The sequence below is a fragment of the Polaromonas sp. CT11-55 genome (genome assembly GCF_047303325.1).
Lineage (GTDB): Bacteria > Pseudomonadota > Gammaproteobacteria > Burkholderiales > Burkholderiaceae_C > Polaromonas.
In genome coordinates this window covers 20,998-33,536 of sequence record NZ_JBKBEX010000011.1, presented here as the reverse complement: position 1 = coordinate 33,536, position 12,539 = coordinate 20,998, and the positions used below count along the sequence as shown (strand labels likewise).

The window sequence follows — 12,539 nt, the reverse complement described above, 5'->3', positions numbered from 1 at the left end:
CCCGCGCACCCCAACTGCACGACGCACCATGCCCGACCTCCACAGCCTCCAACACCAGTCCATCAGCCAGTATTTGCGCAACCATATCCGCACCGTGCCGGACTGGCCCGCGCCGGGCGTGCAGTTTCGCGACATCACGCCGCTATTGCAGAATCCCAAAGTCTTTCGCGTCCTGATTGACGCGTTTGTGCACCGCTACATGGACCCGGCCTTGCGCCCCGACGTGGTGGCCGGCCTCGACGCGCGCGGTTTCATCCTGGGCGCGGTGGTGGCCTATGAGCTCAATGTCGGTTTTGTGCCCATTCGCAAGAAGGGCAAGCTGCCGTTCACCACAGTGCAGGAGACCTATGAGCTCGAATACGGCAGCGCCACGGTGGAGCTGCACACCGACGCCGTCAAGCGCGGCGACAAGGTCCTGCTGATCGACGACCTGATTGCCACCGGCGGCACCATGATGGCCGGCAAGAAATTGCTGGAGAAGCTGGGCGCCAGCGTGACCGAGGGCGCGGCGATTGTGGATTTGCCCGAACTGGGCGGGTCGGTGAAGCTGCAGGCCGCGGGCCTGCCTTTGTTCACGCTGATTGATTTCGCCGGGCACTGAGCGGTGCCTGGCACCGGACCCTAGATCAGGTCGCCGTACTGCGTGCTGCTGAGAGCCGGCGAGGACGGCGAATCCGGCATTTCGGTATCTTCGAAGCCGGTCAGCAATGCGTAGGAGCGCGGGCCGCTTTTGCTCCTGGCGGCGTCCTTGGCCTCCTTGACTTCCTTGGCGTCTTTGACACCCTTCTCGGGCGCGGCGGCCGACCCCTGGGCGGACGCGGCCAGCAAAGCCTGCTTGAACGCGGCTACTTCGTCGGCCTGTATGGGTTCGTAGCGGGGCGTTGGCTTGGCAGGCTTGGCGGCTGTGTCGGCGACAGCAGCGGCAGTTGCTGCTACAGGAACCGCCGCGCTTTGGGGCGCGTCCTGGGTGCTGGGCTTGGGCTTGACCACAACCGCCGTTTCATCGATGCGCCAGTACACCGCAGGCACCGTGATCTCGAAACGCGCCTTGGCATTCTGGATGATCAGCGTCTCGATTTCACCGAGTTGTTCTGAAGGACGACCGAAGGCCTTGGCCAGATCCATCATGACGAGGAACTCATTGCCGCGCTGGTCCAGCGAAAGCACCTTGAATTTGTAGCTGGCGGACAGCACACCGGAGCGTGTCATGGATTCGCGGATCGCGACATACAGCTGCTCGCGGCGGGCGTGGCGCTTGAGCTTGGCGCCGTCACCGGGCGCTGCGGCTTCAACAGGCAGCCGGCCCGGGACGGAAAGGGGTGATTTGTCACGTGCGGCAGCGGCGCGCTTCTGCTCCTCGGCGGGAGAAGGTTTGAGCGGGCTTGGCTTGCTGGAAAACCAGTTTAGAAAAGACATGTTCGGCGTTCTTGTAATGGATAGGGCAATTTTCCGTCAATGCAGTGTGTGAAGTCTGTAAGCAATCCCCACAAACCACACCGCTGTTGTTTGGCGGCTGCTTTAACGGTCACTTTATCGAATCGCCCGCATTACCGCACGGTAAAAAATCACGGGCATCGCCGGTTTGCCGCCAGTCGCGCAAACTCCTCTTTGCCGGGAAACCGTTGTCCGATGACTGCTGTGTATGCCGTAACCAAGCCGACGTGTCGCCTCAGGTCACCGCGACGCGCTTGGGCCGGTTGTACAGGCGCTTGGCCATCACCGAACCCATGGCCATGGTCAGCTCCAGTGCGATAGGGCTGTGGCGATTGGCCAGCTCAAGGAAACGCATGGGCGTGAGGCACCAAAGCTTGCAAGGGGTGGAGGCGTGCACCGTGGCGCTGCGCGGCATGTGCGAGAAAAATGCGCCTTCGCCGAGCACGGTGCCGGCGCCGACCAGGGCCATGCGCACGCGCGCTTTTTCATCTTCGTAGTGAACGCTGAGGGTGCCGCTTTCAACAAAATACAGCGTGCGGTCCAGTGCGCCTTGCTCCATCAGCACCTGGCCGCTGTTCAGGGCAAACGGCTGCAGGTAGCTGGCCAGGATGTCCCAATGCGGCTGGTTGAATTGACAACGCAGGGCATCGCTGGCGTGGCAATGCAGGATGGCCTGGGCCAGGCCCTGGATGTCAAAACGGATGGCGGCGGGAAGTGGAGCGTTCATAGTGCAACGGAAGATACCTTCGCACTACAACAGCAGCAAGGGCTCTTAACGCCCACTTACACCTGATACAGGGGCAGTCCGATTTGTAATTTCCCCTCGAGAACAGGCCATTTTTAACCCTTTCAGGGGGTTTGCGACCGCTGGTCCGCGCCCAGCGCCCGCCCATCGTTCGCCGGCCGCCCGCTTACTACTTTCCAATACAGAATCTCGAGAAAATTTCACCCAGCAGGTCGTCCGGCGTGAATGCGCCGGTGATCTCGCCCAGGTGCAGCTGGGCCTGCCGCAAGTCTTCGGCCAGCAGGTCCAGCGCCGGCTGCGCCGTGTGAAGTTGCATGCCGGCTTTCACAAGCTGCTCTTCAACCTGGCGCAGCGCGCGCACGTGGCGCTCGCGCGCCATGAACACGCCTTCAGGCACAGCCTGCCAGCCCGCAACCTCCAGCAACCGGCTGCGCAAGTCCTGCAAACCTGTACCGGTTTTGGCGGAGATCAATACGCCGCCCTTTATGGAGCCCAGCACCTGCGTGTCGGCCGCATCGGACTTGTTCCACACATCGATGATGGGCGTGTTGCGCGGCAACTCGCGAGCCAGCACCTGCGCGATGTGCGCATCGGCGGCCAGGTAGTCGGCGGTGTGGCGGGTCAGGTCGTGCAGGAAGAGCACGGCGTCGGCACTCGCGATTTCGGCCCACGCGCGTTCCACGCCGATTTTTTCCACCTCATCGAGCGCATCGCGCAGGCCGGCGGTGTCCACCACATGCAGGGGCACGCCCTCGATCTGGATCAGCTGCGACACCTTGTCGCGCGTGGTACCGGCAATCGGCGTGACGATAGCGAGCTCGGCGCCGGCCAGCGCGTTGAGCAATGAACTCTTGCCGGCATTCGGCTGGCCCGCGATCACCACCTTGATGCCTTCACGCAATAGCGCGCCTTGCACGGCGCGCTGCATCACGGTGGCCAGCGTCGTTTGCAAGCGCGTCAGCTGGCCTTGGGCGTCGGCCTTCTGCAGGAAGTCGATGTCTTCTTCGGGGAAGTCCAGCGTGGCCTCCACCAACATGCGCAGGTGGATCAGCTGCTCCAGCAGTGTGTTGACCGCCAGGGAGAACTCACCCGACATCGAACGCGCGGCCGAGCGCGCCGCGGTTTCGGTACTCGCGTCAATCAGGTCGGCGATGGCCTCGGCCTGCGCCAGGTCTATCTTGTCGTTGAGGAAGGCGCGTTCCGTGAATTCGCCGGGTTGCGCCACACGCAGCCGGGGTACGGCAGCCTGGCCGGTGATGGGATCAAGCGCCGCGCCCGCCTCCAGGCAGCGCGCCAGCAGCAACTGCAGCACCACGGGCCCGCCATGGGCCTGCAACTCCAGCACGTCTTCGCCGGTATAGGAATGCGGCGCGGGGAAATGCAGGGCCAGCCCCTGGTCTATGGCCGCGCCTTGTGCGTCGCGAAAGGGCAGGTAGGTCGCCTGGCGCGGCTGCAGCGCGCGGCCGCATACCGCTTCGATCACAGGCGCGATGTGTTTGCCGGAGACACGCACAATGCCCACGGCGCCGCGGCCGGGCGCGGTGGCGATGGCAACTATGGGGTCGTGGTGTCGGGCCAGCATGGTGCTAGATATTAAGCGGCAATCAATGGGTGGGTCCGCCCGGGGCGCGGCGGCAAGGTCTCCATCAGCTTCCAAAGAAAAAGGGCCGCGAAGCGGCCCAATTTTTATTTTCTGCCCCGCCTTAGTTGAATTTAGGCAGGTTGAACTGAGGCGGCACGCCCATGCGGGTGTTGATCACCCACTGCTGGGTGATGGACAGGATGTTGTTGGTGATCCAGTACAGCACCAGGCCGGCCGGGAAGAAGAAGAACATCACGCTGAAGATCAGCGGCATGAACCACATCAGCTTGGCCTGCATCGGGTCCGGCGGCGCGGGGTTGAGCGCCGTCTGCAGCATGGTCGTCAGTGTCATCACGATAGGCAGGATAAAGAACGGGTCCGGCGCCGAGAGGTCGTGGATCCAGCCTATCCAGGGCGCGTTGCGCATTTCGACGCTGGACAGCAGCACCCAGTACAGCGCGATGAACACCGGGATCTGGATCATGATGGGGAAGCAGCCGCCCATGGGGTTGACCTTTTCCTCGCGGTAGATCTTCATCATGGCCTGCTGCATTTCCTGCGGCTTGTCCTTCAGGCGCTCGCGCATTTCCATGATCTTGGGATTGATGGCCTTCATCTTGGCCATGCTGGCGTAAGCCTTGGCGTTGAGCCAGTAGAAGGCCACCTTGAGCAGCAGCACCAGTGCCACGATGGACCAGCCCCAGTTGTGGATAAAGCCGTGCAGCTTGTCGAGCAGCCAGTACAGCGGCTTGGCCAGGATGGTGAGCCAGCCGTAGTCCTTCACCAGCTCCAGGCCGGGGGAAATGGCTTCCAGGGTTTTTTCTTCCTGCGGGCCGACGAAAAATTTCGAGTCGATGGTCTTGGTCGTGCCAGGGGCGATGGTGTCCAGCGAGGTGATCATGCCGACGGCGTAGAGATTGGTGTCGACCTTGCGGAAGAACAGGTCGCGCTTGATGCCGTCACCCAGTATCCAGGCCGAGGCGAAGTAGTGCTGCACCATGGCGGCATAACCGTTGCTGGCCTGTTTCTCCACATCGACCTTGTTGTTCTCGATGTCCTTGAATTCAACCTTCTGGTACTTCTTGGCGTCGGTGTAAATCGCCGGGCCGGTGAAGGTGGAATAAAAGGAAGACTCTCCGGGCGGCTTGTTGCCGTCGCGCACCAGCTGCAGGTACAGCTGCGGTGAAACCGCGGCCGTGCCGGTGTTGACGATGTCGTGGCGCACCGCGATGTCATAGGCGCCGCGCTTCAAGGTATAGGTCTTGACCATCTTGACGCCGCCAACGTCGGCCGACTCGAACTTGACTTCGAGTTCATTGAGGCCGTCCTTCAGCGAACGCTCGCCGGGGACCAGCTTCATCAAGGTCTTGTGCGTGGGGAAGCTGCCGCTGCCGATCAGGCCGGTCTGCGCCACGTACACGCGGTTGGCGCTTTCATCCAGCAGCACAAAACCCTGGTCCTTGTGCGTCTGGTCCTTGTACTTGACAAAGGCCGAGTGCACCAGGGTGCCGCCTTCGCTGTCAAAGGTCAGCGTGAGCACGTCGGTGTTCACCACCACACGCTCCTTGGTGGCCGCGGGCGCCAGGCTGGGCGCGCCTGTGGGGACGGTACCCGGCACGGCGGGCGCCGCATTGGCGGCCTGGGGGGCGGGCACCGAGGAAGCCGCTGCGCCGGCAACTGGCGCGGAGGCGGCCACGCCGGCAGCGGGTGCCTTGGCGGACTGCGTGCTGGAGGGGAAGAAGGTCGCCTTGTGGCCGTTAAAAACCTGCCACTGGTCCCACAAAAGGACCATGGAGAAACCAAATATCACCCACAAGATGGTGCGGCGGATGTCGTTCATGACGGCGTCTTTTTAGAAGGGGTAGGGGCCACGGGCGTGGCCAGGCGGGAAAAGAGAGAAAAGGGGCGCGCCGCGGTGGCGGCAGGCGGCACCGGATCGTGCCCGCCTTCACACCAGGGATGGCAGCGGGCCAGGCGGCGCAGCGTGAGGTAGCTGCCCACGGCGGCGCCGTGCTGCTGCAGCGCCTCCAGAGAGTATGCGGAGCAGGTCGGCTCGAAACGGCAGGCCGAACCCAGCCAGGGGCTGAGCAGCAGGCGATAGCCTTTGACCAGGCCTATCAACAGCGTTTGCGGCAAGCGGACGAGGGCGGCCGGCAGGCTCATGGCGCTTTGGCTCCGGCCTGCATCAGGGCCTGGACTTCGGCGCGCACCGCCTGCTTGAGCGTCTCGGAGCTCGCACTGACGAATTCGGTGCGCGAAAAATCACGCCGCAAGCGGACCACATAAGCGGCCTGGGGGTACTGATGTGAAAAATCAGCGCTCACGGTGTAGATCTGGCGTTTGATGGCGTTGCGCGTGACAGCCCGTTTGGCCCAGCGTTTGGGAACCATGGCCCCAAGCCAGGTGTCCTGGATGGGGAACAGCGACCTCGCCGCAAGGGCATCAACAGGGCCGCCTGACTCGGTTTGCACCGGCCTGGCGTCCAGCGCATTGCGGTGCAATGCGAAGTGCGTTGTTTTTGCAACGATGGCGCCGGCAAGGACTGCCTGGAACTGGGAACGGGTTTGAAGCCGCTGCACGAGCGCCAGGCCTCAGTTCGGAAAACTGCGGATGGCCAGCAAAAACGACAGGCTTAGACAGCCAGGCGTTTGCGGCCCTTGGCGCGGCGCGCGGCGATCACTGCGCGGCCGCCGCGCGTTTTCATGCGCGTCAGAAAGCCGTGCGTGCGGGCGCGTTTGACTTTGGAAGGTTGGTATGTGCGTTTCATGATGAGTCCTGTTAGCCGGTCAGCTACAAAGCTTCCCCTGGGCGATTCGAATGATCTTGGTGGCCGTACAACACAACCAACTCTGCAAGTCTGCAAACAGGCGAAAACCCGCTGCGAATCAGGGAAACCCATGATTATCGCAGATTTCCCAACGCTGGCAACAAGTTAGCCCGCTCATTGGCGGTAAAGGCTGAGAAGCACCCGGTCACTTACCCGACCACTTCCCAGGCTCCACCGCAGGGCGCCGCGGGGCCGCGAAAACCCATCCGGGCGGCCCGAAAATAGGTTGAAACACTGAGCATTTATTTTGTGGATAACTCCCCGCCCGGACTACAATTGCCGGTGCTCAAAATTAACAATATCCACAAGCAGCGACACGCCGCCCGGCCCCTTCTGCCAGGCCGGCAACCCGGCAAAAACCAGCATGAGTGAGGCATCCGTCCAAAACCTGAGCCAGGGCTTGTGGCAGAGCTGCGTCGACCATTTGGCGCAGGAATTGCCCGAGCAGCAGTTCAACACCTGGATCCGTCCGCTGGTGGTCGACGTCGCGGCCGACCTCTCCAAAGTCACCGTTCTGGTGGGCAACCGCTTCAAACTGGACTGGGTGCGCGCACAGTATGCCGGCCGTATTTCGGCCCTGCTCGAGAAGATTTCCGGCCAGTCCATAGCCCTTGAGTTAGCGCTTGCTCCCCGCGAAGCGCCCGTCAAATCGAATTCTTTGATCCGCAGCTTTGAGGGCTCGAATATCCCGGAGCCCGCCGGCCTGGGCGTTCCCGAAGAAGCCGCCGGCGCGCCTTTCAAAAACCGGCTCAACAGCGCGCTGACCTTCGACACCCTGATTGAAGGCACGGCCAACCGCATGGGCCGGGCCGCCGCACTGCATGTGTCCAGCAGCCTGGGCCAGCTTTACAACCCGCTTTTTATCTACGGCGGCGTCGGTCTGGGCAAGACCCATTTGATGCACGCCATCGGCAACAAACTGCTGGTGGACAACCCCGCCGCCAAAGTTCTCTACATCCATGCTGAACAATTTGTTTCAGATGTGGTTAAAGCTTACCAGCGCAAGACTTTTGATGAATTCAAGGAGCGTTACCACTCCCTGGATTTGCTGCTGATCGACGACGTCCAGTTCTTCGCCAACAAGGACCGCACCCAGGAAGAGTTTTTCAACGCTTTCGAGGCCTTGCTGACCAAAAAGTCGCACATCGTGATGACCAGCGACACTTATCCCAAGGGTTTGACGGATATCCACGAACGCCTGGTCTCGCGCTTTGATTCCGGCCTCACGGTCGCCATCGAACCGCCCGAGCTCGAAATGCGCGTGGCCATCCTGATCCGCAAAGCCGAGGCCGAAGGCGCCTCCATGCCCGAGGAAGTCGCCTTCTTCGTCGCCAAGAACGTGCGCTCCAACGTGCGAGAGCTCGAAGGCGCGCTGCGCAAGATCCTGGCCTACTCGCGCTTCAACCTCAAGGAAATCTCCATCCAGCTGGCCCGGGAGGCCTTGCGCGACCTGCTGTCCATCCAGAACCGGCAGATCAGCGTGGAGAACATCCAGAAGACCGTCGCCGACTATTACAAGATCAAGGTCGCCGACATGTATTCCAAGAAGCGGCCCGCCAGCATCGCCCGGCCGCGGCAGATTGCCATGTACCTGGCCAAGGAGCTGACCCAGAAGAGCCTGCCCGAGATCGGCGAGCTCTTCGGCGGGCGCGACCACACCACGGTGCTGCACGCCGTGCGCAAGATGTCCGCGGAGCGCCAGCAGATGACCGAGCTCAACCAGCAGCTGCATGTGCTGGAACAGACCCTGAAAGGCTGAAAGCACATCTCTATATGGGAAATGAATCCTTTAGCGCTCAGTTTTTCAGACCCAATCCCCGGCTCAAAGGCCTTCACAACAAGTTTGGGGACAACTTTTGAACAACCCATGGTTTATCCACAGAAGCAGATGACAATCGAAAGTTGTTCATATCCGGCAGTGAACTTCCAAGGCATCTGGGCACATGGTTAAACAAACGCCAAGTGGTTGATCAAAAAGGGGAAAATGGCACTATCCACAGATGGGCGTCCCCCTTATCTACTACTACTAATTTGAATTAAAGAATTAAAGATATATACAGAGGAAGTCATGATCGTTCTGAAAGCAACCCAGGATAAAGTTTTGTCGGTACTGCAATCGGTCGCCGGCATCGTGGAGCGCAGGCACACCTTGCCGATTCTGGCCAACGTGCTGATCCGCAAAACCGGCGCACAGGTGCAGCTGACCACCAGCGATCTTGAAATCCAGATCCGTACCACGGCCGAGCTCGACGGCGACACCGGCAACTTCACCACCACCGTGGGTGCCCGCAAGCTCATCGACATCCTGCGTTCCATGCCCAGCGACCAGACCGTCTCGCTCGAGTCCTCGCAGAACAAGCTGATCCTCAAGGGCGGCAAAAGCCGCTTCACGCTGCAAACCCTGCCCGCCGAAGACTTCCCCCTGGTCCAGGAAGCCGCCAACTTCGGCCCCGGCTTCTCGGTGCCGCAAAAGGTCCTCAAGGAGCTGCTCAACCAGGTCTCCTTCGCCATGGCCGTGCACGACATCCGCTACTACCTCAACGGCATCCTCTTCGTCGCCGAAGGCAAGCAGCTGAGCCTGGTCGCCACCGACGGCCACCGCCTGGCCTTCTCCTCGGCCATGCTCGATGTTGAAGTGCCCAAGCAGGAAGTCATCCTGCCGCGCAAGACCGTGCTTGAAATGCAGCGCCTGCTCAGCGACAAGGAAGGCGCCATCGAGATGCAGTTCGCCGGCAACCAGGCCAAGTTCAGCTTTGAAGGCATGGAGTTCGTCACCAAGCTGGTCGAGGGCAAGTTCCCCGACTACAACCGCGTGATCCCCAAGAACCACAAAAACATCATCACCCTGGGCCGCGTGCCCCTGCTGGCCAGCCTGCAGCGCACCGCGATTTTGACCAGCGAGAAGTTCAAGGGCGTGCGCCTGAACATCGAGCCCGGCACCCTGCGCGTGGCCTCCAACAATGCCGAGCAGGAAGAAGCCGTCGACGAGCTCGACATCGACTACGGCGGCGATGCCATCGAAATCGGCTTCAACGTGACCTACCTGATAGACGCGCTGGCCAATATGGACCAGGACATGGTCAAGATCGAACTGGCTGATTCCAACAGCTCCGCGCTGCTGACCATCCCCGACGATTCGGCCTTCAAATACGTGGTGATGCCCATGCGCATCTAGCGCGCCGGACATACGCCAACACCCATCAGACCCGCGACCCTACGCGGGTTTGGTCATTCAAGAGATTGAAGAAATCGAAGCAATTCGAAAAGAGATCGCGAAACAGCTCACGAAATAGCTCGTGAAAAGATCGGAAAAGAAGCCGGATATGACTGAAGAAAACAAAGTGAACGAAGCAGAACAGGTGCATGTGTCCGAAGGCGCGGCCACCGAGGAAAGCTCCAATTTCCAGCCCAAAATCGACACCAACCAGGCCGGCGCGTCCGAAGCCTATGGTGAAGGCTCCATCCAGATCCTGGAAGGCCTGGAAGCCGTGCGCAAGCGCCCCGGCATGTACATCGGCGACACCTCCGACGGCACCGGCCTGCACCACCTGGTCTTCGAGGTGGTCGACAACTCCATCGACGAAGCCCTGGCCGGCCACTGCGACGACATCGTCGTCACCATCCACACCGACAACTCCGTCAGCGTCACCGACAACGGCCGCGGTATCCCCACCGGCATCAAGATGGACGACAAGCACGAGCCCAAACGCTCGGCCGCTGAAATCGCCCTGACCGAGCTGCACGCCGGCGGCAAGTTCAACCAGAACAGCTACAAGGTCTCAGGCGGCCTGCACGGCGTGGGCGTGAGCTGCGTCAACGCACTCAGCAAGATGCTGCGCCTGACGATTCGCCGCGACGGCAAGGTCCACGTCATGGAGTTCTCGCGCGGCTTTGTGCAGAACCGCATCGTCGAGACCATTGACGGCGTTGATGTCTCGCCCATGAAGGTCATGGACGACACCGACAAGCGCGGTACCGAAGTCCACTTCCTGCCCGACACCGAGATCTTCAAAGAGAACAACGACTTCCACTACGAAATCCTCAGCAAGCGCCTGCGCGAACTGAGCTTCCTCAACAACGGCGTGCGCATTCGCCTCAAGGACGAGCGCACCGGCAAGGAAGACGACTTCGCCGGCGCCGGCGGCGTCAAGGGTTTTGTCGAGTTCATCAACAAGGGCAAGACCGTCCTGCACCCCAATGTGTTTGCCGCCATGGGCGACCGCCAGAGCGACCAGGGCACCAACATCGGCGTCGAAGTCGCCATGCAGTGGAACAGCGGCTACAGCGAACAGGTGCTCTGCTTCACCAACAACATTCCCCAGCGTGACGGCGGCACCCACCTGACCGGCCTGCGCGCCGCCATGACCCGCGTCATCAACAAATACATTGACGACAGCGAGCTCGCCAAAAAAGCCAAGGTTGAAGTCACCGGCGACGACATGCGCGAAGGCCTGTGCTGCGTGCTCAGCGTCAAGGTGCCCGAGCCCAAGTTCAGCAGCCAGACCAAGGACAAGCTGGTTTCCAGCGAAGTGCGCGGCCCGGTCGAAGATATCGTGAGTCGTTTGCTGCACGATTACCTGCAGGAACGCCCCAACGACGCGAAGATCATTGTCGGCAAGATCATTGAAGCCGCCCGCGCCCGTGAAGCCGCGCGCAAGGCCCGCGACATGACGCGCCGCAAAGGTGTGCTCGACGGCATGGGCCTGCCCGGCAAACTCGCCGACTGCCAGGAAAAAGATCCCGCCATGTGCGAGATCTACTTGGTCGAGGGTGACTCCGCCGGCGGCTCCGCCAAGCAGGGCCGCGACCGTAAGTTCCAGGCCATCCTGCCGCTGCGCGGCAAGATCCTCAACGTCGAAAAAGCCCGCTATGAAAAGCTGCTGACCAGCAATGAAATCCTGACGCTGATCACCGCCCTGGGCACCGGCATCGGCAAGGCCGGCGGCGTCGGCGGCACGGCCGGCACCGACGACTTCAACGTCGCCAAGCTGCGCTATCACCGCATCATCATCATGACCGACGCCGACGTTGACGGCGCCCACATTCGCACCCTGCTGCTGACCTTCTTCTACCGCCAGATGCCCGAGCTCGTCGAGCGCGGCCACATCTACATCGCCCAGCCGCCGCTCTACAAAGTCAAGGCCGGCAAGGAAGAGCAGTACCTCAAGGACACCGCGGCCCTGGACGGCTTCCTGCTGCGCATTGCGCTGAAAGATGCCAGCGTGCAGGTCGGCCCCGATGAGAAAAACGTCCTTACCGGCGACACCCTGGCCGAGCTCGCGCGCAAGCACCAGCTGGCCGAATCCGTGATTGCCCGCCTGCGCGGCTTTATGGATGCCGAGGCCCTGCGCGCCATCGCCGACGGCGTGAGCCTGAACCTCGACACCGTGGCCGACGCGGAAGTCTCAGCCGTGGCCCTGCAGGCCAAGCTGCGCGAGCTCAACACCACCGGCACACCCGCCGAAGTGGCCGGCGAATTCGACACCCGCAACGACAAACCGATTCTGCGCATCAGCCGCCGCCACCACGGCAACGTCAAGAGCAGCGTCATCACACAAGACTTTGTGCACGGCGCCGACTACGCCACCCTGGCCGAAGCGGCCGCCACCTTCAGGGGCCTGATCAGCAGTGAAGGCGCGAAAGTCATGCGCGGCGAAGGCGAGCGCCAGAAGGAAGAAAGAATCAGCGACTTCCGCCAGGCCATGGCCTGGTTGATCGGCCAGGCCGAAAACGCCACCGCCCGCCAGCGCTACAAAGGCCTGGGCGAGATGAACCCCGCCCAGTTGTGGGAAACGACGATGGACCCGACCGTGCGCCGCCTGCTGCGCGTGCAGATCGACGACGCCATCGAAGCCGATCGCGTGTTCACCATGCTGATGGGCGACGAAGTCGAGCCGCGCCGCGAGTTCATTGAGCAGAATGCCCTGCGCGCCGCGAACATCGACGTTTGA

11 protein-coding genes are annotated in these 12,539 nt (G+C 61.7%); 4 read left to right on the top strand and 7 right to left on the bottom strand.

Features of this window, described 5'->3' with window-relative positions; genetic code table 11:
- Positions 1 to 28: 28 nt before the first annotated feature.
- Positions 29 to 601: an adenine phosphoribosyltransferase gene (locus tag ACEN8I_RS12290; protein WP_413328741.1), complete on the top strand. Its 573-nt coding sequence runs from the start codon at positions 29 to 31 to the stop codon at positions 599 to 601.
- A gap of 20 nt (positions 602 to 621) precedes the next feature.
- On the opposite strand, the gene ACEN8I_RS12285 is transcribed toward ACEN8I_RS12290, so the two are convergent.
- The 7 genes from ACEN8I_RS12285 to rpmH all read right to left on the bottom strand — a co-directional run bounded on the left by ACEN8I_RS12285 (position 622) and on the right by rpmH (position 6,528).
- On the bottom strand, positions 622 to 1,416 hold the full coding sequence (locus ACEN8I_RS12285; RefSeq protein WP_413328740.1) for a hypothetical protein: 795 nt from the start codon (positions 1,414 to 1,416) through the stop codon (positions 622 to 624).
- A 253-nt stretch (positions 1,417 to 1,669) separates the two neighbouring features.
- Complete coding sequence (locus tag ACEN8I_RS12280) at positions 1,670 to 2,161, bottom strand: Crp/Fnr family transcriptional regulator (RefSeq protein WP_007862691.1); 492 nt, start codon at positions 2,159 to 2,161, stop codon at positions 1,670 to 1,672.
- A 187-nt stretch (positions 2,162 to 2,348) separates the two neighbouring features.
- Positions 2,349 to 3,761 carry a tRNA uridine-5-carboxymethylaminomethyl(34) synthesis GTPase MnmE gene (gene mnmE / locus ACEN8I_RS12275; RefSeq protein WP_413328739.1) on the bottom strand — a complete coding sequence of 471 codons (1,413 nt, stop codon included), beginning with the start codon at positions 3,759 to 3,761 and terminating at the stop codon, positions 2,349 to 2,351.
- A 121-nt stretch (positions 3,762 to 3,882) separates the two neighbouring features.
- Positions 3,883 to 5,601, bottom strand: coding sequence for a membrane protein insertase YidC (gene yidC, locus ACEN8I_RS12270; RefSeq protein ID WP_413328738.1), 1,719 nt, complete (start codon positions 5,599 to 5,601; stop codon positions 3,883 to 3,885).
- Positions 5,598 to 5,897, bottom strand: a complete 300-nt coding sequence (gene yidD, locus ACEN8I_RS12265; protein WP_413328854.1) for a membrane protein insertion efficiency factor YidD — start codon at positions 5,895 to 5,897, stop codon at positions 5,598 to 5,600. Before yidD ends, yidC begins: the two co-directional genes overlap by 4 nt.
- A 23-nt stretch (positions 5,898 to 5,920) precedes the next feature.
- Entirely contained in the window at positions 5,921 to 6,340 is a 420-nt protein-coding gene (locus ACEN8I_RS12260; RefSeq protein WP_413328737.1) for a ribonuclease P protein component, read from the bottom strand.
- Between the two features lie 53 nt (positions 6,341 to 6,393).
- Complete coding sequence (rpmH, locus tag ACEN8I_RS12255; protein WP_007862708.1) at positions 6,394 to 6,528, bottom strand: 50S ribosomal protein L34; 135 nt, start codon at positions 6,526 to 6,528, stop codon at positions 6,394 to 6,396.
- Between the two features lie 424 nt (positions 6,529 to 6,952).
- Here rpmH and dnaA point away from each other — a divergent pair, with 424 nt between their 5' ends.
- The 3 genes from dnaA (at position 6,953) to gyrB (ending at position 12,539) form a co-directional block, all read left to right on the top strand.
- The gene (dnaA, locus tag ACEN8I_RS12250) at positions 6,953 to 8,347 is read left to right on the top strand and encodes a chromosomal replication initiator protein DnaA (RefSeq protein ID WP_413328736.1); all 1,395 of its coding nucleotides are present in this window, start codon (positions 6,953 to 6,955) and stop codon (positions 8,345 to 8,347) included.
- Positions 8,348 to 8,656: 309 nt separating this feature from the next.
- Entirely contained in the window at positions 8,657 to 9,763 is a 1,107-nt protein-coding gene (gene dnaN, locus ACEN8I_RS12245; protein WP_413328735.1) for a DNA polymerase III subunit beta, read from the top strand.
- 148 nt (positions 9,764 to 9,911) lie between these two features.
- The gene (gene gyrB, locus ACEN8I_RS12240) at positions 9,912 to 12,539 is read left to right on the top strand and encodes a DNA topoisomerase (ATP-hydrolyzing) subunit B (RefSeq protein ID WP_413328734.1); all 2,628 of its coding nucleotides are present in this window, start codon (positions 9,912 to 9,914) and stop codon (positions 12,537 to 12,539) included.

Bases quoted from the DNA above. Each gene is read 5' to 3' on its own strand.
- ACEN8I_RS12290 (WP_413328741.1), top strand. From the start codon at position 29: ATGCCCGACCTCCACAGCCTCCAACACCAGTCCATCAGCCAGTATTTG.
- ACEN8I_RS12285 (WP_413328740.1), bottom strand. From the start codon at position 1,416: ATGTCTTTTCTAAACTGGTTTTCCAGCAAGCCAAGCCCGCTCAAACCT.
- ACEN8I_RS12280 (WP_007862691.1), bottom strand. From the start codon at position 2,161: ATGAACGCTCCACTTCCCGCCGCCATCCGTTTTGACATCCAGGGCCTG.
- mnmE (WP_413328739.1), bottom strand. From the start codon at position 3,761: ATGCTGGCCCGACACCACGACCCCATAGTTGCCATCGCCACCGCGCCC.
- yidC (WP_413328738.1), bottom strand. From the start codon at position 5,601: ATGAACGACATCCGCCGCACCATCTTGTGGGTGATATTTGGTTTCTCC.
- rpmH (WP_007862708.1), bottom strand. From the start codon at position 6,528: ATGAAACGCACATACCAACCTTCCAAAGTCAAACGCGCCCGCACGCAC.
- dnaA (WP_413328736.1), top strand. From the start codon at position 6,953: ATGAGTGAGGCATCCGTCCAAAACCTGAGCCAGGGCTTGTGGCAGAGC.
- dnaN (WP_413328735.1), top strand. From the start codon at position 8,657: ATGATCGTTCTGAAAGCAACCCAGGATAAAGTTTTGTCGGTACTGCAA.
- gyrB (WP_413328734.1), top strand. From the start codon at position 9,912: ATGACTGAAGAAAACAAAGTGAACGAAGCAGAACAGGTGCATGTGTCC.